The 21664-nt window shown below is 66.0% G+C and carries 25 protein-coding genes; 22 read left to right on the top strand and 3 right to left on the bottom strand.

Annotated elements, in window-relative coordinates; translation table 11 throughout:
- Positions 1–39: 39 nt before the first annotated feature.
- From hspQ to U1708_RS12575, 4 genes are all read left to right on the top strand, one after another.
- Positions 40–435, top strand: a complete 396-nt coding sequence (gene hspQ, locus U1708_RS12590; RefSeq protein WP_307089140.1) for a heat shock protein HspQ — start codon at positions 40–42, stop codon at positions 433–435.
- Positions 436–678: 243 nt separating this feature from the next.
- Positions 679–1038, top strand: coding sequence for a 50S ribosomal protein L21 (gene rplU / locus U1708_RS12585; RefSeq protein WP_332746193.1), 360 nt, complete (start codon positions 679–681; stop codon positions 1036–1038).
- A 13-nt stretch (positions 1039–1051) separates the two neighbouring features.
- Entirely contained in the window at positions 1052–1342 is a 291-nt protein-coding gene (rpmA, locus tag U1708_RS12580) for a 50S ribosomal protein L27 (protein ID WP_332746190.1), read from the top strand.
- A gap of 174 nt (positions 1343–1516) precedes the next feature.
- Complete coding sequence (locus U1708_RS12575; protein WP_332746188.1) at positions 1517–2062, top strand: GNAT family N-acetyltransferase; 546 nt, start codon at positions 1517–1519, stop codon at positions 2060–2062.
- A gap of 279 nt (positions 2063–2341) precedes the next feature.
- Here U1708_RS12575 and U1708_RS12570 read toward each other — a convergent pair whose 3' ends face one another.
- A complete protein-coding gene (locus tag U1708_RS12570) occupies positions 2342–3211 on the bottom strand; it encodes a metal-dependent hydrolase (protein ID WP_332746186.1) in 870 nt (289 codons plus the stop codon).
- 63 nt (positions 3212–3274) lie between these two features.
- On the opposite strand from U1708_RS12570, the gene U1708_RS12565 reads away from it, so the two are divergent.
- The 13 genes from U1708_RS12565 to U1708_RS12505 all read left to right on the top strand — a co-directional run bounded on the left by U1708_RS12565 (position 3275) and on the right by U1708_RS12505 (position 15513).
- A complete protein-coding gene (locus tag U1708_RS12565; protein WP_332746184.1) occupies positions 3275–3874 on the top strand; it encodes a TetR/AcrR family transcriptional regulator in 600 nt (199 codons plus the stop codon).
- A gap of 54 nt (positions 3875–3928) precedes the next feature.
- Positions 3929–4975 carry a GTPase ObgE gene (obgE, locus tag U1708_RS12560; RefSeq protein ID WP_332746182.1) on the top strand — a complete coding sequence of 349 codons (1047 nt, stop codon included), beginning with the start codon at positions 3929–3931 and terminating at the stop codon, positions 4973–4975.
- A gap of 118 nt (positions 4976–5093) precedes the next feature.
- A complete protein-coding gene (gene proB / locus U1708_RS12555) occupies positions 5094–6191 on the top strand; it encodes a glutamate 5-kinase (protein WP_332746231.1) in 1098 nt (365 codons plus the stop codon).
- 91 nt (positions 6192–6282) lie between these two features.
- Positions 6283–7194, top strand: coding sequence for an NAD-dependent epimerase/dehydratase family protein (locus U1708_RS12550; protein WP_332746180.1), 912 nt, complete (start codon positions 6283–6285; stop codon positions 7192–7194).
- A gap of 60 nt (positions 7195–7254) precedes the next feature.
- Positions 7255–7500, top strand: coding sequence for an acyl carrier protein (locus U1708_RS12545; protein WP_307089123.1), 246 nt, complete (start codon positions 7255–7257; stop codon positions 7498–7500).
- Positions 7501–7636: 136 nt separating this feature from the next.
- Positions 7637–8899: a serine palmitoyltransferase gene (gene spt / locus U1708_RS12540; protein WP_332746177.1), complete on the top strand. Its 1263-nt coding sequence runs from the start codon at positions 7637–7639 to the stop codon at positions 8897–8899.
- 282 nt (positions 8900–9181) lie between these two features.
- On the top strand, positions 9182–11077 hold the full coding sequence (locus U1708_RS12535; protein ID WP_443030045.1) for an ATP-binding protein: 1896 nt from the start codon (positions 9182–9184) through the stop codon (positions 11075–11077).
- Positions 11078–11166: 89 nt separating this feature from the next.
- The gene (gene lptF, locus U1708_RS12530) at positions 11167–12372 is read left to right on the top strand and encodes an LPS export ABC transporter permease LptF (RefSeq protein ID WP_307089120.1); all 1206 of its coding nucleotides are present in this window, start codon (positions 11167–11169) and stop codon (positions 12370–12372) included.
- Positions 12369–13466, top strand: coding sequence for an LPS export ABC transporter permease LptG (gene lptG / locus U1708_RS12525; RefSeq protein ID WP_307089118.1), 1098 nt, complete (start codon positions 12369–12371; stop codon positions 13464–13466). Before lptF ends, lptG begins: the two co-directional genes overlap by 4 nt.
- Before the next feature lie 75 nt (positions 13467–13541).
- Positions 13542–13958, top strand: coding sequence for a VOC family protein (locus U1708_RS12520; RefSeq protein ID WP_332746172.1), 417 nt, complete (start codon positions 13542–13544; stop codon positions 13956–13958).
- Positions 13959–13965: 7 nt separating this feature from the next.
- Positions 13966–14691, top strand: coding sequence for a hydroxyacylglutathione hydrolase (gloB, locus tag U1708_RS12515; RefSeq protein WP_332746170.1), 726 nt, complete (start codon positions 13966–13968; stop codon positions 14689–14691).
- 40 nt (positions 14692–14731) lie between these two features.
- The gene (locus tag U1708_RS12510) at positions 14732–15148 is read left to right on the top strand and encodes a hypothetical protein (RefSeq protein ID WP_332746168.1); all 417 of its coding nucleotides are present in this window, start codon (positions 14732–14734) and stop codon (positions 15146–15148) included.
- Positions 15145–15513, top strand: a complete 369-nt coding sequence (locus U1708_RS12505; RefSeq protein WP_332746166.1) for a hypothetical protein — start codon at positions 15145–15147, stop codon at positions 15511–15513. Before U1708_RS12510 ends, U1708_RS12505 begins: the two co-directional genes overlap by 4 nt.
- 331 nt (positions 15514–15844) lie before the next feature.
- On the opposite strand, the gene U1708_RS12500 is transcribed toward U1708_RS12505, so the two are convergent.
- Positions 15845–16627, bottom strand: a complete 783-nt coding sequence (locus U1708_RS12500) for a crotonase/enoyl-CoA hydratase family protein (protein WP_332746164.1) — start codon at positions 16625–16627, stop codon at positions 15845–15847.
- Between the two features lie 107 nt (positions 16628–16734).
- Between U1708_RS12500 and U1708_RS12495 the strand changes: the two genes are divergently transcribed.
- Complete coding sequence (locus U1708_RS12495) at positions 16735–17190, top strand: PaaI family thioesterase (protein WP_332746162.1); 456 nt, start codon at positions 16735–16737, stop codon at positions 17188–17190.
- On the top strand, positions 17187–17576 hold the full coding sequence (locus U1708_RS12490; RefSeq protein ID WP_332746160.1) for a PaaI family thioesterase: 390 nt from the start codon (positions 17187–17189) through the stop codon (positions 17574–17576). The genes U1708_RS12495 and U1708_RS12490 overlap by 4 nt, the downstream gene beginning before the upstream one ends.
- 164 nt (positions 17577–17740) lie before the next feature.
- Here the strand turns inward: U1708_RS12490 and U1708_RS12485 are convergent, their stop codons facing one another.
- Entirely contained in the window at positions 17741–18865 is a 1125-nt protein-coding gene (locus U1708_RS12485; RefSeq protein ID WP_332746158.1) for a PQQ-dependent sugar dehydrogenase, read from the bottom strand.
- 178 nt (positions 18866–19043) lie between these two features.
- Between U1708_RS12485 and rimP the strand changes: the two genes are divergently transcribed.
- The 3 genes from rimP to U1708_RS12470 are packed head-to-tail and all read left to right on the top strand — an operon-like array spanning position 19044 to position 21657.
- Positions 19044–19634 carry a ribosome maturation protein RimP gene (gene rimP, locus U1708_RS12480; protein WP_332746156.1) on the top strand — a complete coding sequence of 197 codons (591 nt, stop codon included), beginning with the start codon at positions 19044–19046 and terminating at the stop codon, positions 19632–19634.
- Entirely contained in the window at positions 19634–21409 is a 1776-nt protein-coding gene (gene nusA / locus U1708_RS12475; RefSeq protein ID WP_332746155.1) for a transcription termination factor NusA, read from the top strand. Before rimP ends, nusA begins: the two co-directional genes overlap by 1 nt.
- Positions 21409–21657, top strand: coding sequence for a tautomerase family protein (locus U1708_RS12470; protein ID WP_332746153.1), 249 nt, complete (start codon positions 21409–21411; stop codon positions 21655–21657). The genes nusA and U1708_RS12470 overlap by 1 nt, the downstream gene beginning before the upstream one ends.
- The last annotated feature ends 7 nt before the right edge of the window (positions 21658–21664 follow it).

Below are 21664 nucleotides of genomic sequence, written 5' to 3'. Positions count from 1 at the left end.
TTCCTTGTGCGGCGCAAAACAAACCCTAAATTGGCCGATATGCCCCGACACGACAGTATCGCTCACGACATCACCCGCCCGATCGTTCCCGCCGAAGTGGTCGCACCACCGATATCGCATGCGAATTTCTCTATCGGCGACGTCGTGCGACACCGGCTGTTCGACTTTCGCGGGGTGATCTTCGACGTGGATCCCGTGTTTGCGAACAGCGACGAATGGTATGCGGCGATCCCCGAGGATATTCGGCCGCGCAAGGACCAGCCGTTCTACCATCTGCTCGCGGAGAACATGGAGTCGAGCTACGTCGCGTACGTCAGCCAGCAGAATCTGGTGCCGGACGACAGCGACGAGCCGGTCGACCATCCGGCTATCGACGGGCTGTTCAGCGATTATGCCGACGGTCGGTACGCGTTGCGGCGGGTTCACCGGCACTAGAGGCGAATCGCCCTAGTCTAGCTAAGCTTGTTCTCCCGCGATGGCGGGAGTCTAGTCTGGGTCCCCGCCTTCGCGGGGAAACAATCTTGCGAAGTTGTGGTGAACGACCCTACGCCGCCCCTCTTTACGACCCTTTCCCGCCCCTTCGCGGTTGACAACGCCGCCCCCCTCCCTTAGCTGCCCGGCTTCTCCCGGCGGACCCTGCGTTCGTGGGGCACATGTATTTGGAAAGTGACAAGGGCCATGTTCGCAGTCGTGCGCACGGGCGGCAAGCAGTATCGCGTCGCCGCCGGAGATAAGATCGTCATCGAGAAGATCGAGGGCGATGCAGGTGCGTCGGTGACGCTGGGTGACGTTCTGCTGGCGGGCGAAGGCTCGGAGCTGCGGTCCGTCGAGGGCTTCGTCGTCGCTGCAGAGATCATCGCGCAGGCGAAGGCGGACAAGGTCATCGTCTTCAAGAAGCGTCGTCGTCATAACTATCGTCGCAAGAACGGCCATCGCCAGCAGCACACGATCCTGAAGATCGTCAGCGTTGGTGGCCAGACTGCCCAGGCGAACTCGGCGAGCAACGAGGGCGACACCGCCCCGGCCGCTCAGGCATAAGGAGTAGCTTCAGATGGCACATAAGAAAGCAGGCGGCTCTTCGCGCAACGGTCGCGATTCGGCAGGCCGTCGTCTCGGCGTAAAGAAGTTCGGTGGCCAGGCGTGCGTCGCCGGCAACATTCTCGTGCGTCAGCGCGGGACGAAGTTCTACCCGGGCACGAATGTCGGCATCGGCACGGACCACACGCTGTTCGCGCTGGTCGACGGCCGCGTCGTGTTCAGCCAGGGCAAACTCGGGCGCAAATTCTGCTCGGTCGAGCTGGCAGCGAACGATACTGGCGATATGGCAGCAGCAGCCGAATAACATCGGGTAACCATCCGGGTTGCCCACCAGGGTGACCCGGGTCGCGAAAGCGAACCTGAACAAGGGAGACGGGTCACCCCGGCTCCCTTTTTTATTGCTCCCTCCACGCGGCTGTCGCGGTCCCGTCATCCCGACGTGGCATGCGCGCAGCCAATGACGCGATAGGAGAGAGCCGTGTTCGCGCGCACCAAGAGACTGACATTGCGGCCGGGTTGGCCGGAAGATGCGCCTGCACTGGCGCGGGCGATCGGGCATGAGAGCGTGGTCGCCAAACTGGCGCGGGCGCCCTGGCCGTATGCGCTGGGGGATGCCGAGGCGTTTCTGGCGCAGCCGCGCGGGCCGCACGAACCACATTTTATGATTGAGACGATGGAAGCGGGGACGCCGCGACTCGTCGGCGGGATCGGAATCCGGGCGGCGGATGCCGGGCATGAGCTTGGCTATTGGCTGGCGCCGGACGCCTGGGGGCGCGGCTATGCGACCGAGGCTGGCGAGGCCGTGGTGGCGATGGCGCGGCATGCGCTGGGGCTTCACCGGCTGGATGCGTTTCATTTCGTGGATAACCCGGCGTCGGGACGCGTGCTGGCGAAGCTCGGGTTTCGGCCTACGGGGCGGGTCGAGGCTCGGACTTCGCGTGGGCGGGGTGGTGAGGCGCCAGCGGTGATGTTCGAGCTGGATCTGGATGACGACCGATGTGCGCCGATGCCTTTGGCGGCGTGATTTAGGCCGCCGTTTCCTGAGCACTTACCACCACCCCGGCGAAGGCCGGGGCCCAATTGGAAAGGTTGCAGTAACGGAACGATGTCCTTCGTTAGCAACGTCTCCGAATTGGGCCCCGGCCTTCGCCGGGGTGGAGTTTGTTGCCGACGGTACAGCCATCACTACCCGTTCCCCCGCGAAGGCGGGGGTCCAGGAATCACGGGCGGTGCCGTTTGGTACCCTGGGCCCCCGCCTTCGTGGGAGAACTAGGAGGGGAGGTAGAAGCCCGGAGTGCGCGCCTCAGGCCACCGCCACCGCCCGCTTCGCCACCGGCAGGACCGCCGCCTCATACTCGCTCTCCGCCAGCCCGATCAGCGCGCGGTCGTCGTGCTTCCACGGATGGAAGCCCGGCAGGAAATATGCCGCCCACACACCCGCCACCTTCCGCGCCATTCCCGGATTGCCGAACGCGTACCACGCCATCCGTGCCCACACCTTCGGCCCGGTCAGCCCGTCCTGTCGCAGAAGCTCCGCCATTCCCCGCGCCCTGCCGGTGAAGAAGCGCCACGTCGTGATCAGCATCACCAGCGACTTCACCCGCCAGCGCTTGAAGCGCGGCCAATCGCGAGTCGCGTGCAACCACGTGTCGTAGGCGACGCCCTTGTGCTCGATCTCCTCCGCAGCATGCCACAGCCACAGCGCCGCCGCCTGCTCGTCGCCACCGCGGAGATGGTTCGGGTTCGCGATCAGTTCGTGCGCCAGCATCGCGGTGAAATGCTCGAGGGCGGTCGTCGCCGCCAGACTAGCAATCTCCGGGCGCCCCTTGGTCAGCGCCAGGGCAGCGTCGACGTCCACGATCAACGGCGCGACGTCATAGCCCTGGTCCGTCACGTGGCGGTTGAAGGCGACGTGCTCGCGGGTGTGGATCACCTCCTGCTTGATGAAGGCGTTGATCTCGGCGTGAAGCTTGGCCGGCGTGCCCTCGCGGAACATCCGCACGCTGTCCACGAAATAGCCCTCGCCCTTCGGAAACGTCACCGACAGCGCGTTGTAGAACGCAGTCGCGATCGGATCGTCGTTCAGCCACCAGCGGCGAATCGCGGCACCGCGGCCGAAGCGGCGGTCGCGCGGGGTGATCGTCAGATCGGCAGGCGTGGTTGCTTTCGCCACGGAAACCTCCAAACAGGAATGAACACTCGTTACTTACATTGATGTAAATAGGTTTCCCGGTCCGTGACGTCAACTCCCCGCAAGCGCCTCTCCCCCACCGAATCGCGTGAAGCCGCCGTCGAGGCCGCGCGCGCGCTGCTCGTCGAGAGCGGTCCCGGCGCGGTGACGTTGAAGGCGGTGGCCGGCCGCGTCGGGCGTACGCATGCCAATCTGCTTCACCATTTCGGCTCGGCGGAGGCGCTGCATACCGCGCTGATCACGCGGATGGCGGCGGACATCGTCGGCACTATAGGTGCAGCGGTTCTGCGCGTGCGGGCGGGCGAGCTTGACCCGCGGGAGGTGGTGGAGATGACCTTCGACGCGTTCGGCAAGGGTGGCGCTGGGGCGCTGGCGAGCTGGATGATCCTCTCGGGCAATACCGACGCGCTCGATCCGATTCTCACCGCGATCCACGATCTGGTCGACGAGCTTGCGGAAGGTGACATGCCCGGCGACCAGCCGATCCAGGAACAGACTTTGACGCTGGTGCTGATGGCGCTCGGCGATGCGCTGATGGGGGCACCGATGGCGCGCGCGCTCGGGCTGCCGGTCGGGAAGGCGCGCGAACTGGCACTCGATGCGCTGCTCGCCAGCAAGGACGCGGCCGCCCCTGCCCGCTGCTGACAGCCCCGAATCGCAGAGGGTGGAGATTTTCGCCAATTTCGCTATGGGGCGGCGATGCATTTTCTAGACCAAGCCAAGATCTACGTACGTTCGGGTGAGGGCGGCCCCGGTGCCGTCAGCTTCCGCCGCGAGAAATATATCGAATATGGCGGCCCCGACGGCGGCAATGGCGGCAAGGGCGGCGACATCGTGTTCGAATGCATCGCCGGCCTGAACACGCTGATCGACTTCCGTTACACGCAGCATTTCCGCGCGCCGCGCGGCTCGGGCGGATCGGGCTCGAACCGGACCGGCGCGGGCGGCAAGGACCTCGTCATCCGCGTTCCGCTCGGCACGCAGGTCCTGTCGGAGGACAAGGAAGAGGTGCTGATCGACTTCACCGAGGTCGGCCAGCGCGAAGTGCTGTTTCGTGGCGGCGACGGCGGGCGCGGCAATGCGAGCTACAAGACCTCGACCAACCGCACCCCGCGCCAGCACGGCACCGGCTGGCCGTTCGGCGAGGCGTGGCTCTGGCTGCGGCTGAAGCTGCTCGCCGATGCGGGCCTCGTGGGCTTGCCGAATGCGGGCAAGTCGACCTTCATCAACCAGGTGACGAACGCGCAGGCGAAGGTCGGCGAATACGCCTTCACGACCACACGGCCACAGCTGGGCGTGGTGCGCCACAAACAGCGCGAGTTTGTGGTCGCGGATATTCCGGGGCTGATCCAGGGCGCGGCCGAGGGTGCGGGGATCGGCGACCGGTTCCTCGGGCATATCGAGCGGTGCCGGGTGCTGCTGCATCTGGTCGATGCGAACGACCGTGACGTGGCCGAATCGTACCGGATCGTGCGCGACGAGCTGGAGAATTACGGCGAGGGGCTCACCGACAAGAAGGTGATCGTCGCGCTGAACAAGATCGACATGCTCGATCCGGAACTGATCGCGGCACTGTCGGCGGAACTGGCTGAAGCGAGTGGTGCCGAGGTGATGGCGATTTCGGGGGCGAGCGGCGCGGGGATCGAGGCGGTGCTGGACCAGCTGATCGAGGCGATCGGGCCGGCGCCGGGCGCGCCGAAGGAATTGGAAGAAGGCGAAGTGCCGGTCGCATGGTCGCCGCTGTAGGCGCTTACTTAGCCCTCTCCCCTTCGGGGAGAGGGTTGGGTGAGGGGCTGTTCCGGGCGGTGTGCTGCTTGGCTGCCCCTCACCCCGGCCCTCTCCCCGAAGGGGAGAGGGAGCAGTGATGTTTCCACCTTCGTCTTGCGCAAGGCTGATCGTGAAGATCGGGTCGGCGTTGCTCGTCGATCCTAACGGGAGCGTCCGGCGGGAGTGGCTGACCGGTCTCGTTGCCGACATTGCTGCTCGGACTGGTGAAGGCCAGCAGGTTGCGATCGTGTCGTCTGGCGCGATTGCCTTGGGTGCGCGACGGCTTGGTCTCGCTAAGGGCGGTCGGGCGAGTCTCGAAGACGCGCAGGCCGCAGCCGCCACCGGCCAGATCGCGCTGAGCCAGGTCTGGGCCGAACTGCTCGCCGCGCAGGGGCTGAACGCGGCGCAGATGCTCGTCACGCTCGACGATCTCGAAGACCGCCGCCGCTATCTCAACGCCGCGGCGACGCTCAACCGGCTGTTGTCGCTGAAGGTCGTCCCCGTCATCAACGAGAACGACAGCGTCGCGACCGAGGAAATCCGGTTCGGCGACAACGATCGCCTTGCTGCGCGGGTGGCGCAGGCGGCGGGCGCGCAGGGCGTGATCCTGCTGTCCGACGTCGATGGGCTCTACACCGCCAACCCGCATGCCGATCCGTCCGCGACTCATATCGCCAGCGTACCGCGGATCGACGCGGTCGCGGGGATGGCGGACGACGGGTCGGGCTCGGGCATGGGCTCGGGCGGGATGGCGTCCAAGATCGCCGCCGCGCGGATCGCGACCGGCGCTGGCATTCCGCTCGCGATCGCGTCGGGTCGGATCGAGCATCCACTCTCCACCCCTGCCCGCCACACGATCTTCACCGCCGAACGCACCGCGTCCGCGCGGAAGGCTTGGCTGGCGGGTGGGCTGACCGCGAAGGGTGCGATCCATGTCGATGCGGGCGCTGCGGCAGCGCTTGGACAGGGGCGGAGTTTGCTCGCCACTGGCGCGACTCGGATCGACGGCGGGTTCACGCGTGGCGATCTCGTGACGATAGAGGGGCCGAACGGGACGGTTGCGCGAGGCCTCGCCGAATATGATGCTGCCGATACCGCGCGTCTGCTTGGCCGGCATAGCGACGATCATGCGGCGATCCTTGGTTACGCGCCCCGGTCTGCGCTGGTGCACCGCAATCATCTGGCGCTCATATGACCGGCCGCGTCTTGTTCACCCGCGAAGGCGGGTGTCCAGACTGGGCACCCGCCTTCGCGGGTGAACAAGCTTTTACCACGGGAGCGCCGGCATGATCCTCGCCATTACCGGCGGTACCGGGTTCGTCGGCAGCCATTTGATCGATCATGCGCTCGAGACCGGCCACACCGTTCGCGCGCTTGCCCGGAAACCGCAGGCGAAGCGCATCGGCGTGACCTGGATCGAAGGCGCGCTCGATCGGCCCAAGAGCCTCGCGACGCTGGTCGAAGGCGCGGACGTGGTCATCCACGTCGCCGGTGTCGTCAACGCGCCCGACCGCGCGGGCTTCGGCAAGGGCAATGTCGCCGGCACCGAAGGCATCCTCCAGGCAACGCGGGCGGCCGGCATCCGCCGTTTCGTCCACGTCTCGTCGCTCGCCGCGCGCGAGCCGACGCTGTCGAATTACGGCTGGTCGAAGGCCGAGGCGGAGACGCGCGTGCAGACATCGGGGCTGGACTGGACGATCGTCCGCCCGCCTGCGATCTTCGGCCCGCGTGATCTGGAGCTGCTCGACGTCTTCAAGGCCGCGCGGTCGGGCTTTGTGCCGATGCCCCCGTCCGGCACGCGCGTTTCGCTATTGTACGTTGAGGATCTCACCGCGCTGCTGCTCGCACTCGCCGAGAGTGTCGACGCGCCGTCGATCATGGAGCCCGATGACGGCGTGCCGAACGGCTGGGACAACCGCGATTTCGCACGCGCGATCGGCACGGCGGTGAACGGGGCGGTCGGCAAGCCGGTCAGGGTGTTCTCGACCCCCCGCCCCCTCCTGAAACTGGCATCCGCCGTCGACCGCCTCGTCCGCCGCCGCAGGGCCAAGCTCACGCGCGACCGGGTCAGCTATTTCTGTCACCCGGACTGGGTGTCGCACAAGCCGCCGCCCGCCGCGCTCTGGACGCCCTCGGTCCCGACGCCGCAGGCGCTCGCGCAAACCGCGGCGTGGTATCGCGCCGCCGGGCTGCTATAGCGCCGAAAAGCCGCCGCAATTTCCTGTCAGATATGCGTGGCGACACCCGGAAGGATTACGATGAGCGACCGCCAGCAGATCTACGACACCATCACCGCGCAGATCGAGCCGTTCAACAAGAAAGGCGTGGCGCTGACCGATGCGACGACGTTCCAGGGCGACCTGGAGTGGGACAGCCTGACGGTCATGGATTTCGTCGCCGCGATCGAGGACGAATTCGACATCATCATCACGATGAACATGCAGGCTGAGATCGAGACGGTCGGCCAGCTGGTCGACGCGGTCGCGAAGTTGAAGGCCGCCTGAGCAAGCCCAAGGCCCCCGCCCCCCGTTCGGGCTGAGCGCAGTCGAAGCCGCGCCCCAGGGGCCACCCTTCGACTTCGCTTAGGGCGAGCGGGGTGGTTGGGGGATCGACACATTCCAACCTCATGGAATCATTAGCATGACCGAAGCCGCCACCACCGCCCACGCCCTGCCCGTCGACGCTCCCGAATTCGCGCCGGAACGCGATCTCATGTCGAAATTCGACGCGCTGATCGCCGAACGCGAGGCACTGATCGCCAGTGGCGTGCGCAATCCGTTCGCGATCGTGATGGACGAGGTGAAGGGCCCGACCCAGGCGGTGATCCGCGGCAAGGACACGATCCTGCTCGGCACGTACAATTACATGGGCATGACGTTCGACCCCGACGTCATCCAGGCGGGCAAGGACGCGCTCGACGCGTTCGGATCCGGCACCAACGGCAGCCGGATGCTCAACGGCACGTTCCACGATCATATCGACGTCGAACAGGCGCTCCGCGAATTTTACGACATGACCGGCGCGATCGTGTTCTCGACCGGGTACATGGCCAATCTCGGGATCATCTCGACGCTCGCCGGCAAGGGCGAATACGTCATCCTCGACGCCGACAGTCACGCCTCGATCTACGACGGCTGCAAGCAGGGCAACGCCGAGATCGTCCGATTCCGTCACAACGACGTGAGCGATCTCGACAAACGCCTCGGTCGCCTGCCCAAGGAAGCCGGCAAGCTGGTGGTGCTGGAGGGCGTCTATTCGATGCTCGGCGACATCGCCCCGCTGAAGGAGATGGTCGCGGTCGCCAAGAAGCATGGCGCGATGGTACTGGTCGACGAGGCGCATTCGATGGGCTTTTTCGGCCCTAACGGCCGCGGCGTGTATGAGGAGATGGGGCTGACCGACGAGGTCGATTTCGTCGTCGGCACGTTCTCCAAGTCGGTCGGCACGGTCGGCGGGTTCGTCGTGTCGAACCATCCGAAGTTCGAAATGGTGCGCTTTGCCTGCCGCCCGTACATCTTCACCGCCTCGCTGCCGCCGTCGGTGGTGGCGACCGCAGCGACGTCGATCCGCAAGCTCATGCACGCGCACGACAAGCGCGCGCAGCTCTGGAAGAATGCGCGCCGGCTGCACGGCGGGCTGAAGGCAATGGGCTTCAAGCTCGGCACCGAAACGTCCGACTCGGCGATCATCGCGGTGATCCTCACCGACCAGCAACAGGCGATCGCGATCTGGCAGTCGCTGCTCGAAGGCGGGCTGTACGTGAACATGGCGCGCCCGCCGGCGACGCCTGCGGGGACGTTTCTGCTGCGGTGCTCGCTGTGCGCGGAGCATACCGACGAGCAGATCACGACGATCCTCGGGATGTTCGAGGCTGCTGGTCGCGCCGTAGGGGTGATCAGCTAAGCCGGCTAACGGTCCGGGCGTAAGTCTCGTCTGGGAATCTCGTCATCCTGACGAACGTCAGGACCCAGGGTTACGAATGCCGCGGTGCTTGGCTCTGGGTCCTGACGTTCGTCAGGATGACGAGGGACTTGAGTTCGATGCTCGCGCTCGAAGCACCGCCATCACCCCGCCGCCAAAAATCGAAGTCATTGCGCGGTAGCAACGACGCGTTAGGATGGCACCGTGACGCGAGACGAGGTCGAGACTGCGGTCCAGGTGGGCGGGGCAAGATGGCGCATCGCGATGCTGGTCGTCATGGGCCTGCTCGGTACGGCGGTACTGGTCGCGCTGATCGTGACCCTCGGCCACGCCAACCGCCAGCGTGATCGCGCGCTGGAGCTACAGGCGCACAGCTACGACGTGATGATCCTTGCCCGCACGCTGTCGGGCACGATCGCGCGGTCGGAGGCGTCGCTGGGCCGCTATGTGATCAGTGGCGACAAGCAATTGGGGCAGCTCTATTTCGACGAGTGGCTGCTCGCGGGCACGCAGATCGACCGGCTCGACCGGATCACCAACGACAATCCCGGGCAACAACCGCGTGTCGACCGGCTCCGTGCCGCCTATGATTCGCGCGGTCGGGAGCTGTCGCTGACTGCGCTCAACACGAGTTACGGCAAGAACGGCCAGGCGTTCGCGCGCTATTACCAGGCGCGAAAATCATCGACGCTCGCCGAGATCAACACCACCCTCGATACGCTGATCGCGGGCGAGCGCGCGCTGCTCGACGACCGGACCGCGGCGGCGATGGGGTCGGTCGAACGGTCGAGCTGGATCGCGCGCGTGCTGGCGATATTCGGCGTGCTGATCGTGCTCGGTGCGATCGTGCTCGGCTGGTTCACGATCCGCGCGGTCGGCGAGCGTGCGACCGCGCTGGCCGATGCCGAGCTGGAACGCGAGCGGGCCGACGAGCTGACCACCGCGGTCGCCACCGCCACCGCCGAACTGCGCGTGCAGGAGGCGAAACTGCGCCAGATCCAGAAGATGGAGGCGGTCGGCCAGCTGACCGGCGGGATAGCGCACGACTTCAACAACATGCTGGCAGTGGTGCTGGGGGGGCTAGAACTCGCGCGGCGCAACTTGGGTAACGATCCGAAGAGCGTCCGCCGGCATCTCGACAGCGCGACGGAGGGCGCGAACCGGGCGGCGGCGTTGACCCGTCGGTTGCTCGCCTTCAGCCGCGAGGATTCGCTGAAGGCCGAGACGATCGACGCCGCCGCACTGGTCGCCGGGATGTCGGACCTGCTCGACCGCACCTTGGGCGATGCGATCACCGTCATCGTGCGCGACGATGCGGCCGGCGGGTGCGTCCGCGCCGACCGCGTCCAGCTGGAGAATGCGGTCCTGAACCTCGCGGTCAACGCGCGCGACGCGATGAACGGTCGGGGCACGCTGACCGTCGCGACCGGCATAATGACGTTGGCAGCGGAGCAGGTCGGCCGGTGCGCGGCGGGCGATTACGTCACGATCATGGTCGGCGACGATGGTTGCGGGATGGCGCCGGACGTCGCCGAGCGTGTGTTCGAGCCGTTCTTCACCACCAAGGAAGTCGGCAAGGGCACCGGGCTCGGCCTCAGCCAGATATTCGCGCTGGTGCAACAGTTGCAGGGCGAGATCGGGATCGTCTCCGCACCGGGCGAAGGGACGACCGTCACGCTGTATTTCCCCCGTGCCGCCGGTCTGGTGGCACGCTCCCTGCCGGCCGCCCCGATCCCGGTGGTCGAGCCGATCGCACCCACGATGCCCGAGACGTTGCAGATCTTGGTCGTCGAGGACGATCCGCGCGTGCTGGCCGCGACGACCGGCGCGCTTGAGGAGATCGGCCATCACGCGATCGCGTGCGGCGATCCTCTCGCCGCGCCTGCGTTGCTGGCCGCGAACCCGGGGATCGGGCTGATCATCTCCGACGTGCTGATGCCGCGTCAGACCGGGCCGGAGATGATCGCGGCGCTGTCGCCGCTCTATCCGCACGTCGCGGTGCTGTTCGTCACCGGGTTTGCCGGCGAGGTGAACGTCGCGCAGTTCGGCGGGCACGAGGTGTTGCGTAAACCCTTCACGCTCAACGGGCTGGAGCGCGCGGTCGTCACGGCGATGGCGGCAGAGCGCGGCGAGACGAATCACCCGATCGCCGCGGAATGATCGTTCACTAGGGCGTTGCGATAGGGGATGACGCTTCGCCCCGGCGCCCCTATACCCGCGCGACCCAGCATACCGAGCCCAACCCGCGCATGAAATCCATCGACCGCTACATGGCCCGGCTGATCGCGGTGCCGCTCTTTTCGACGCTGCTGATCGCCGTCATGCTGTTCGTGCTCGATCGCATGCTCGGGCTGTTCAATTTCGTCGCGACGCAAGGGGGGCCGATCAGCGTCGTGTGGCGGATGCTCGCGAACCTGCTGCCGGAATATCTCGGGCTCGGTATCCCGATCGGGCTGATGCTCGGTATCCTGCTCGCCTTCCGCCGGCTGTCGACGTCGTCGGAGCTCGACGTGCTGCGCGGTGTCGGCATGAGCTACAACCGGCTGCTGCGCGTGCCGTACATGTATACCATCGCGCTGGCGCTTCTGAACCTCGCGATCGTCGGCTATGTCCAGCCGATTGCGCGCTATTATTACGAGGGCCTGCGGTTCGAACTGCGTACCGGCGCGCTCGGCGCGTCGATCAAGGTCGGCGAGTTCACCAATCTCGGCCAGCGGATGACGCTGCGGATCGAGGAGAGCAAGGACAAGGGCCGCGAGCTGTCGGGTATCTTCGTCCATGCGTCGAGCCAGAACGGCGACTGGTTGGGCGTCACCGCGGAGAAGGGCAAGTTCCTCGCAACCGACGATCCCAACGTCATCACCTTCCGGCTTGCGAACGGCACGCTCGTCCACAACAAGCCCGAGTTCAAGACGCCGCGCGTGCTGACCTTCACCAGCCACGACCTGCCGATCAACCTGCCCAAGTTCGAGAGCTTCCGAACCCGCGGCGGCCGTAATCTCGAATACACGCTGCCCGAACTCGCCAAGCAGGGTCAGCGGGGCGCGACGCTGGAGCAACGTGACGGCAGCCGATCCGAATTCCACTTCCGCCTTGCCGAGGTCGCGACGATGTTCCTGTTGCCGCTGCTCGCGCTGGCGCTCGGCGTGCCGCCCAAGCGATCCTCGTCCGCGCTCGGCGTGTTCCTGTCGATCGTGATGATCGTCACCTATCACAAGGTGAACCAGTACGCGGCGGACGTCGGCGAACTCGGCCGGATCGACCCGATCATCGCGCTGTGGGTGCCGTTCACGATCTTCGCCGGGCTGATCCTGTGGATGTACTACACGATCGCCTACGTTCCCGGCGGGCAACCGATCGGTGCGCTCGAACGCGTCTTCTCGAAGACGTTCAAGGCGATCACCAAGCGTATCCCGGGCTTCCGGCCGAAGTCGCACGGGGGCAAGACCGCATGAAACTCGTCAGCTTCTTCCCGTCGCGGACGGTCGCGATCTACATGGGCCGGATGTTCCTGGTGCGGACGTTCGCGGTCCTTGCCGCGCTCGTTCTGGTGCTTCAGGCGCTCGACCTGCTGAGCAACTCCGGCGACATCCTCGCCTTTCCGGGGAACGGCGATGCGCAGGTCTGGCAATACGTGTCGCTGCGTGCGCCGCAGATCGTCTCGCGTTTCCTGCCGTTCTCGGTCCTGCTCGGGACCATCCTGACGCTGATCACGATGAACCAGAACAGCGAGATCGTCGCGCTGAAGGGCTCCGGCCTGTCTGCGCATCAGGTGCTCGCGCCGTTGCTGGTGGCGAGTCTCGGTGTCGCGGTGATCAGCTTCGTGTTCAACGACCGCGTGGTTGCACGCTCCACCGCGACGCTGAACCAGTGGCAGAAAGTCAATTACGGCAAGCTGCCGATCGATCGCGGCGACCGTGCGAACGTCTGGGTGCGCGACGGCGACGACCTGATCGAGGTCGCGCAGAGCCGCGGGCGCGGTGACGCGACACGGCTCGGTGGGATCACGCTGTACGATCGTACGGGCGGCAACCTGGTCGCGATCCTGCGCGCGGATCACGGCAAGCGCGTCGCGAACGGTTGGGAGGTAAGCCCTGCGACCCGGTTCGACGTGCGGAGCGGCACCGTCCGCTCGCTCGGCGCGGTGGTGATCGCGAAGGACGTGCGGCCCGACCAGTTCACGCTGGCGAGCGTCGATGCGGACGGGCTGTCGTTCGGTGCGTTGAAGGCGGCGATCGGTGACCTGTCCGACGCGGGGCGGCCGACCAAGGCGCTCGAGGGATCGTTGTGGCACAAGCTGTCGGGGCCGCTGTCGTCGGTACTGATGCCGTTGCTGGGCGCGGTCGCGGCGTTCGGGATCGCGCGATCGGGCAAGCTGTTCGTCCGCGCGGTGATCGGCATGGGCCTCGGCTTCGCGTTCTTCGTCGCGGACAATTTCGCGTTGGCGATGGGCAATCTCGGCGCCTACCCGCCGTTCCTCGCCGCTTGGGCCCCGTTCCTGCTGTTCTTCCTCATTGGTGAGGCTGTGCTGATCCGGTCGGAGGAATAGCGCGCCGGTCCGCACGCCCTTTCACGCGGTGCCGCGCGTTCCTATCTGCTGGTCCGAACAACGCTCGGAGCAAGCATGAAATACCTCCACACGATGATCCGCGTGACCGACCCGGCGAAGACCATCGCGTTCTTCGAACTGCTGGGCCTGAAGGAGGTCCGGCGGATGGAGAACGAGAAGGGGCGGTTCACGCTGATCTTCCTGTCGGCGCCCGGCGACGAGAGTGCGGAGGTCGAGCTGACGCACAATTGGGATCCAGAAGAGTATGGCGAGGGCCGCAATTTCGGGCACCTCGCCTACCGCGTCGACAATATCTACGACACCTGCCAGCGGCTGATGGACTCGGGCGTGACGATCAACCGGCCGCCGCGCGACGGGCACATGGCGTTCGTGCGGACGCCCGACAATATCTCGATCGAGCTGTTGCAGGCGGACGGCGCGCTCGATCCCGCTGAGCCTTGGGCGTCGATGCCGAACACCGGCAAATGGTGACGCGCTGATGCTCGATATCGTCCGCGTGCCCGTGCTTTCCGACAATTACGCCTGGTTGATCCACGACACCGTCTCGGGCGAGACGGTTGTGGTTGATCCGGGCGAGGCGGGGCCGGTGATCGCCGCCGCAAAGATGCGCGATTGGCGGATCGACCGCGTGTGGACGACGCACTGGCATCCCGATCACACCGGCGGGAATGCCGAGATGAAGGCGTATGGCGCGACGATCGTCGGCCCGGCGGCGGAGGCGGATAAGATCCCGACACTCGACGAACAGGTCGGCGAACGCGATGTCGTTCGGCTTGGCGATCACGTCGCTACGGTGATGACCGTGCCCGGGCATACGCAGGGGCATATCGCGTTCCACTTCGCCGACGATGCGGCGATCTTCACCGGCGACACGCTGTTCGCGATGGGCTGTGGGCGGCTGTTCGAGGGGACGCCGGCGGACATGTTCGCGAACATGCAGCGCTATGCGGTGCTGCCAGACGAGACCGAGGTGTTCTGCGGGCATGAATATACGCAGAGCAACGGGCGGTATGCGCTGGTCGCCGAGCCGGACAATGCCGACATCGTCGCACGGATGGTTGAGGTCGATGCGGCGCGCGCGAAGGGCGAACCTACCGTGCCGACGACGATCGGGATCGAGCGCGCGACCAACCCGTTCCTGCGGGCGACGTCGGTCGAGCAGCTCGCACGCTATCGTGCGGCGAAGGATGATTTCCGCGGGTAAAGGGCGTATGAGGATGGCGGGGATTTTGAGGAGCGTTGCGATGCGGATGCGGACCCTGCCACTCTTGATGCTTCCGGCTGTATTGCTCGGCGCGTGTACGCAGACCCCGGCGGAGGTCGAGCGTGCGCAGGTGCGCGAGGCTGGCGTGCAGGAGAAGCTGGCGAAGGAGCTTGCCGGGCTGGTGCCGGGTAAGCCCGAGACATGCATCAGCCAGTTTCCGCAGAAGCAGAGCTCGGGATACGGCGCGACGATCCTGTACCGCGTGAATAGCGGGCTGGTGTATCGCAGCGACACGGCCGGCGGGTGCGAGGGGATTGGGCGCAGCGATATCCTGGTGACGCGGACGCCGAGCGGGCAACTCTGCCGCGGTGATATCGCGCAGACGTTCGACCAGGCTTCGCGCTTTCCGACCGGAAGTTGCAGCTTCGGCGAGTTCGTGCCGTATCGGAAGCCATGATGCGCGGGGCGGTTCTGGCGGCGGCGGCGCTGCTGACGGTGGGGATGCTCGGGGCGGGGAAGTCTGACCCGCTGGCGGGACGGATCGCGGGACCACCGGTGCGGTGCATCGATCTTCAGCAACTCAACGGCCCGGAAATCATCGATTCGCAGACGATCCTGTACCATCAGTCGGGAAAGCGGACCTGGAAGACGGGGCCGGTCGGGAAGTGCGCTTCGCTGCGGCCGCTCGATACGTTGATCGTCGATGTCTATGGTGGGCAGTTGTGCCGGAACGATCGGTTTCGGACGGTGTCGACGGGCATGTCGATTCCGTCGGGGTATTGCCGGTTTCGAGATTTCACGCCTTATGACCGGGTGAAGTAGGGGGTCGCCCGCCCTGCCGCGCCGCGCCCTTGCCTCGCATCACTCCGCCATCCGTATCGCACCACCCCGGCGGAGGCCGGGGCCCAATTGGGAGACGTCGCTGACCGAGGACGGCGCTCCGTTACTCCGGCCTTTCCAATTGGGCCCCGGCCTTCGCCGGGGTGGTTGGAAGTGGGTAGTGCCTTTCGATCACCAGTCCCCTCCCCCCGTCATCCTGACGAAAGTCAGGACCCAGGGTTACTGAGGGCCGCGCGTGGTACTCTGGGTCCTGACTTTCGTCAGGATGACGGAATACGGGTGGGTCACCCCGGACAACGGCAGGTCCACGCGCTCAGTCGGCGAACACTGCGGCGCGCTTTTCTATGTTGGCCCGCACCTGCTCGACCTGGTTGGGGGTGCGGATCACCTTTAGTTGCTCTTCCGTCTCGGCGAGCAGGACCGCTGCAGCGTCCGCATCCGCCGCGAGGTTGTAGAGGCGCTTCGAGCCCCGAATCGCGTGGGGGTTCCTTGCCGCGATCTCGCGGGCGAGCATCATCGCCTCGCCGAGCGGGTCTTCGGACAGGCGCGTGACGAAGCCGTGCCGCAAGGCCTCCGCGCCGTCGAACTCCCTCGCGGTGTAGGTGAGTTCGCGCAGCACGTCGTCGCAGGCGAGCGTGCGCCAGAGGGCGATGCCGGCCATGTCGGGGACCAGGCCCCAATAGGTCTCGCGGATTGCAAAGCGGGCGCTGGGGTGCGCGATGCGGATGTCGGCGCCCGACATGATCTGGAACCCGCCGCCGAACGCGACGCCGTGGACCGCGGCGATCACCGGCATCGGCAGGGTGCGCCAGCCCCAGGCGACCTGTTGGACGAGGTTCGCACCCTCCGCCGTTCGCTCGCCGAGTGCCAGCCCCGAGCCACCGCTTGCCATCGAGGCCATGTCGAGACCGGCGCAGAATGCCTTGCCCTCGCCTGAGAGAACCACGCAGCGGACTTCGGTCATCCCCTTGAGCCGGTCGATCGCGGCGGCGATGCCTTCGAACATCGCCGGGTCGATCGCGTTCATTTTCTCCGCGCGGGCGAGGCGGACGTCTGCGATGCCGTCGGCGACGGTTATGGTGACCCGGTCGTTCATTCTGGCGATCCTCTCGATCTTTGCCAGGACGCTAACCGCCCCTGCCCCCACCTGCAACGGCGCCCGCAATGTTGCGTGCGCTCACGCGGCGTGTAGAGGCTCCGCGCATGGCTGGTTTTGATCCACAATGGTTTGCGACGCGCGGGTTCGGCGGGCACGGTGCCGCGCTGGGGATGCGCTATCACGCGCATGGCGACGACTGGGCGGAGCTTGCGCTGCCCTATGACGAGCGGCTGATCGGCGATCCGGCGAGCGGCGTGATCGCGTCGGGGCCGATCATCACGATGATGGACATGGCGACGAGCCTCGCGATCTGGATCAAGCGCAACGCGTTCGTGCCGCATGCGACGCTCGATTTGCGGGTGGATTATTTGCGCCCCGCGACACCGGGGAAGACCGTGATCGGGCGCGGCGAATGCTACCGGATCACGCGCTCGATCGCGTTCGTGCGGGGGCAGGCGCATGACGGCGATCCGGGCGATCCGCTCGCGCATGTCGCGGGGACGTTCATGGTTGTCGGCGATGTCGCGGGCATGGGTCTCAACAGAAGGAGCGAGGCATGACGATCGGCCTACCGCCCTATGCTGAGATTCTCCGCGTGTCGGTCGAAGCCGAAGACGGCGCGCCACCGGTACTGCTGATGCCGTTTGCGGATGACGTGCTGGGGCGGCCTGGGTTCTTGCATGGCGGTGCGATTGCGGGGTTGCTGGAAATGGCGGCGATTGCGGCGTTGCAGCATGCGCTTGAGGCTGAGGGTGGCGGGCGGATCAAGCCAGTGAACGTCACGGTCGATTTCATGCGGGGTGGTCGGGATAAGCCGACGCGGGCGGCGGGCGTGGTGACGCGGCTGGGGACGCGAGTGGCGAATGTCGAGGCGACCGCGTGGCAGGACGAGCGGGACAAGCCGATCGCCGCGGCGCGGATGAACTACCTGATCGTGCGCGACTGACTTCCTCCCCTCCCGCTTGCGGGAGGGGACCGAGGGGTGGGCGCGCGGTTCCGGCACTGGCTGACGGTGCAATGAAGATTCGCAAACTGCAAAGATGACGCTGGAGGTGAGCGCGTGCCCACCCCTAGCCCCTCCCGCTTGCGGGAGGGGGATGGCGTTGTGGCTTACTTCGCGGTCAGTTTGATCAGGCGGCCTTGCGATTCACCGCCGTCCTCGAGCACCCAGATCGCGCCGTCGGGGCCTTGTTCGACTTCGCGGATACGGGCGCCCATGTCCCATTGGTCGCCCTTCGCGGCGTTGGTGCCGTTCAGGTCGACGCGCACCAGCGCTTTCGACGACAGGCCGCCGATGAACGCGTCGCCCTTCCACTGCGGGAACATCGCGCCCGAATAGATCATAAGGCCGCCGGGGGAGATCACCGGGTTCCACGATACCTTGGGCGGCTCATACCCATCGCCGGGCTTGTGGTCGGGGATGTCGCGGCCGTCATAGTGGCTGCCGTTCGAGGCGTTGGGCCAGCCGTAATTGAGGCCGGGCTTGATCAAATTGACCTCGTCGCCGCCCTTCGGCCCCATCTCCTGCTCCCAGAGATTGCCCTGCGCGTCGAACGCGATCCCGAGCAGGTTGCGGTGGCCGTAGCTCCAGATTTCGGGTGCGAAGCCCTTCGAGACCAGCGGGTTGCCGGGGGCGGGCTTGCCGTCGAGCGTGAGGCGCAGCACCTTGCCGAGCGTCATCTTCGGGTCCTGCGCCGGCGTAAACTTCTGGCGCTCGCCATTGGTGAAGAACAGATATTTACCGTCGGGCGAGAAGGCGATGCGGCCGGAGTAATGGCCGTTGCCCTCGACAAAGGGCCTCGCGCTGAAGATTGTCTCGATATCGCCGAGACGCTCGCCGCCGCCACCGTTCGCACGCAGGCGACCCCGCGCGAGGACGACGCCCTTGCCGCCCTCACCGGCGGTCGAATAGCTGAAATACACGCGCTGGCTGGTGGCGAAATCGGGGGCGAGGACGACGTCCATCAGCCCGCCCTGCCCTGCCGAATCGACCGTGATCGTCGCGACCGTCTGGCGCGACTTGCCGTCGGCGGAGACGAGCAGCATCTGGCCCTGCTTTTCGGTCACCAGCATGCGCTTGTCGGGCAGGACCGTCATCGCCCAGGGCGAATCGAAATCGGCGACGACCGTCTCCCTGAACGGCTTGCCCCCCGGCGCCGGTTGCGCGGAACAGGCCGTGGAGGCGAGCAGCGTGGCAGTTAGCAAACCCGTGGCGAACAGTGTGTTGCGAATCATGATCTTCTCCCGGAAATCTCTTCGCCAACGCGGCGTTACCAATGAAGGTTGCGCCGGCTTGCGGACCAGCGCCACCCCGCGTATAGAGGCACCACTTCTCTACATCGCCAGATGAAGAGGCTGCGGGGCTTGCTCCGCGGCGGCAATCACCTGTGCTTTGGCCCTGTTTGGAATTTCGATGGCGAACATCGCCCTGCTGACCGACCTGATCGAACCCGAGGCGAAGGCGCTTGGCCTCAGCCTCGTGCGCGTGCGCATGCAGGGCGGCAAGTCCGATCCGACGTTGCAGGTGATGGCCGAGCGCCCCGACACGCGCCAGTTGGTGATCGAGGATTGCGCCGAGCTGTCGCGCCGCATCTCGGACAAGTTCGATGCGCTCGAAGCCGAGGGCAAGGACCCGGTCGGCGAGGACGCGTACCGTCTCGAAGTATCGAGCCCTGGTATCGATCGCCCGCTGACGCGGTTGCAGGACTTTGCCGACTGGGAAGGCCAGGAGGCGCGTATCCGCCTCGTCGAGCCGTTCGAGGACCGCAAGCAGATCTCGGGTAACCTGATGGGCGTCGAGGGGACGAAGATCACCGTCGACGTCAACAAGCACAAGATCATGACGATCGACTTTTCGCAGGTCGCCGACGCCAAGCTCGTCATGACCGACCGACTCATCGCCGCGACCGCGCCGCTTTCGATCGAAGGCGCGGACGAAGTTTTCTATCAAGACGTGGCCGAGCCTGATGCTCAGGGCACCGAGACCGAAGAAGGACAGCATTGATGGCCACGGCAGTCACCGCAAACCGCGCGGAACTGATCGCGATCGCGAATTCGGTCGCGTCGGAGAAGATGATCGACAAGGCGATCGTGATCGAGGCGATGGAGGACGCGATCCAGCGCGCCGCGCGCTCGCGCTACGGCGCCGAGAACGACATCCGCGCGAAGCTCGATCCGAACACCGGCGATCTGCGCTTGTGGCGCGTCGTCGAAGTGGTCGAGGCGGTCGATGACTATTTCAAGCAGGTCGACGTCAAGGGCGCGCAGAAGCTCCAGAAGGACGCGGCACTCGGCGACTTCATCGTCGATCCGCTGCCTCCGATCGAGTTCGGCCGCATCGCCGCGCAGGCCGCCAAGCAGGTCATCTTCCAGAAGGTCCGCGACGCAGAGCGCGAGCGCCAGTTCGAAGAATATAAGGACCGCGCGGGCGAGATCATCACCGGCGTCGTCAAGCGCGTCGAGTTCGGCCATGTCGTCGTCGACCTGGGCCGCGCCGAGGGCGTGATCCGGCGCGACGCGCAGATCCCGCGCGAAGTGGTGCGCGTCAACGACCGCATCCGCTCGCTGATCCTCAACGTCCGCCGCGAGAACCGTGGGCCGCAGATCTTCCTCAGCCGCGCGCACCCCGACTTCATGAAGAAGCTGTTCGCGCAGGAAGTGCCCGAGATCTACGACGGCATCATCGAGATCAAGGCCGCGGCCCGCGATCCGGGTTCGCGCGCGAAGATCGGCGTCATCTCGCATGATTCGAGCATCGATCCGGTCGGCGCGTGCGTCGGCATGAAGGGCTCGCGAGTCCAGGCCGTCGTGCAGGAGATGCAGGGCGAGAAGATCGACATCATCCCCTGGTCGCCCGACATCGCGACCTTCGTCGTCAACGCATTGCAGCCGGCTTCGGTCAGCCGCGTCGTGATCGACGAGGAAGAAGAGCGCATCGAAGTGGTCGTTCCCGACGACCAGCTGTCACTGGCGATCGGTCGTCGTGGCCAGAACGTGCGGCTCGCGTCGCAGCTGACCGGCAAGGCGATCGACATCCTCACCGAGGCCGATGCGTCCGAGAAGCGCCAGAAGGACTTCGTCGAGCGCTCGGCGATGTTCGAGAAGGAGCTCGACGTCGACGAGACGCTCGCACAGCTGCTGGTCGCCGAAGGGTTCACGAACCTTGAAGAGGTCGCCTATGTCGAGGTCGAGGAGATCGCCGGCATCGAGGGCTTTGACGAAGATTTGGCGGGCGAGTTGCAGAACCGTGCGACCGAGGCTTTGGAGCGTCGCGACGCAGCGAGCCGCGAGGAGCGCACCGCGCTCGGCGTGGAGGACGCGCTGGCTGGCATGCCGTATCTGAACGAGGCGATGCTGGTCACGCTCGGCAAGGCGGGCATCAAGACGCTCGACGACCTCGCCGATCTGGCGACCGACGAGCTGGTCGAGAAGAAGCGCGTTGAGCCACGCCGTCGCAATGAAGATGCGCCGAAGCGTCCTGAGCCTAAGGGCGGGATCCTCGCGGAGTACGGCCTCAGCGACGAGCAGGGCAATGAGATCATCATGGCCGCTCGCGCGCACTGGTTCGAGGACGAGGCTCCCGAGTCTTCGGCTGACGACGTTGAGGCGGACGAGACTCCGATGGAAGAGGCTTCTGCTGATGACGCTGTTGTCGAGGACGCTGCGGTTGAAGAGACGACGGCCGACGAAGCCGTGGCTGAGGACGCTTCGGCGGACGACGCTTCGGTCGAGGACGCTGCGGACAAGACCGACTCGAAGAGCGAGGGCGACAAGGCCTGATGCCCTTCGTCAGCATCCGCATCTCGGGGTCCGCCACCAAGGACCAGAAGTCCGGCATCGTCGCCGACGTCACCCAGTCGCTCGTGCAGCGGCTGGGAAAGAACCCGGCTGCGGTGCAGATCGTGATCGAAGAGGTCTCGACCGAGAATTACGGCGCGGGCGGCCAACTCCTGGTCGACCGCGACGCTCCAAAGACGGCCCCGAATACTCCGGCGCAGGAGGACGCACATGCGGAACCCTCCCGATGAGGCGCTA

This window comes from Sphingomonas arabinosi (assembly GCF_036663715.1).
In the GTDB taxonomy this organism is placed as follows: domain Bacteria; phylum Pseudomonadota; class Alphaproteobacteria; order Sphingomonadales; family Sphingomonadaceae; genus Sphingomonas.
This window is presented reverse-complemented; position numbering and strand designations above follow the sequence as displayed.

Coding starts and splice junctions, on each gene's coding strand:
- spt (WP_332746177.1), top strand. CDS start 7,637: ATGACCGAAGCCGCCACCACCGCCCACGCCCTGCCCGTCGACGCTCCC.
- U1708_RS12520 (WP_332746172.1), top strand. CDS start 13,542: ATGAAATACCTCCACACGATGATCCGCGTGACCGACCCGGCGAAGACC.
- rimP (WP_332746156.1), top strand. CDS start 19,044: ATGGCGAACATCGCCCTGCTGACCGACCTGATCGAACCCGAGGCGAAG.
- U1708_RS12545 (WP_307089123.1), top strand. CDS start 7,255: ATGAGCGACCGCCAGCAGATCTACGACACCATCACCGCGCAGATCGAG.
- U1708_RS12535 (WP_443030045.1), top strand. CDS start 9,182: ATGCTGGTCGTCATGGGCCTGCTCGGTACGGCGGTACTGGTCGCGCTG.
- nusA (WP_332746155.1), top strand. CDS start 19,634: ATGGCCACGGCAGTCACCGCAAACCGCGCGGAACTGATCGCGATCGCG.
- U1708_RS12505 (WP_332746166.1), top strand. CDS start 15,145: ATGATGCGCGGGGCGGTTCTGGCGGCGGCGGCGCTGCTGACGGTGGGG.
- lptG (WP_307089118.1), top strand. CDS start 12,369: ATGAAACTCGTCAGCTTCTTCCCGTCGCGGACGGTCGCGATCTACATG.
- lptF (WP_307089120.1), top strand. CDS start 11,167: ATGAAATCCATCGACCGCTACATGGCCCGGCTGATCGCGGTGCCGCTC.
- hspQ (WP_307089140.1), top strand. CDS start 40: ATGCCCCGACACGACAGTATCGCTCACGACATCACCCGCCCGATCGTT.
- U1708_RS12510 (WP_332746168.1), top strand. CDS start 14,732: ATGCGGATGCGGACCCTGCCACTCTTGATGCTTCCGGCTGTATTGCTC.
- obgE (WP_332746182.1), top strand. CDS start 3,929: ATGCATTTTCTAGACCAAGCCAAGATCTACGTACGTTCGGGTGAGGGC.
- proB (WP_332746231.1), top strand. CDS start 5,094: ATGTTTCCACCTTCGTCTTGCGCAAGGCTGATCGTGAAGATCGGGTCG.
- gloB (WP_332746170.1), top strand. CDS start 13,966: ATGCTCGATATCGTCCGCGTGCCCGTGCTTTCCGACAATTACGCCTGG.
- U1708_RS12470 (WP_332746153.1), top strand. CDS start 21,409: ATGCCCTTCGTCAGCATCCGCATCTCGGGGTCCGCCACCAAGGACCAG.
- rpmA (WP_332746190.1), top strand. CDS start 1,052: ATGGCACATAAGAAAGCAGGCGGCTCTTCGCGCAACGGTCGCGATTCG.
- U1708_RS12500 (WP_332746164.1), bottom strand. CDS start 16,627: ATGAACGACCGGGTCACCATAACCGTCGCCGACGGCATCGCAGACGTC.
- U1708_RS12550 (WP_332746180.1), top strand. CDS start 6,283: ATGATCCTCGCCATTACCGGCGGTACCGGGTTCGTCGGCAGCCATTTG.
- U1708_RS12485 (WP_332746158.1), bottom strand. CDS start 18,865: ATGATTCGCAACACACTGTTCGCCACGGGTTTGCTAACTGCCACGCTG.
- U1708_RS12495 (WP_332746162.1), top strand. CDS start 16,735: ATGGCTGGTTTTGATCCACAATGGTTTGCGACGCGCGGGTTCGGCGGG.
- rplU (WP_332746193.1), top strand. CDS start 679: ATGTTCGCAGTCGTGCGCACGGGCGGCAAGCAGTATCGCGTCGCCGCC.
- U1708_RS12490 (WP_332746160.1), top strand. CDS start 17,187: ATGACGATCGGCCTACCGCCCTATGCTGAGATTCTCCGCGTGTCGGTC.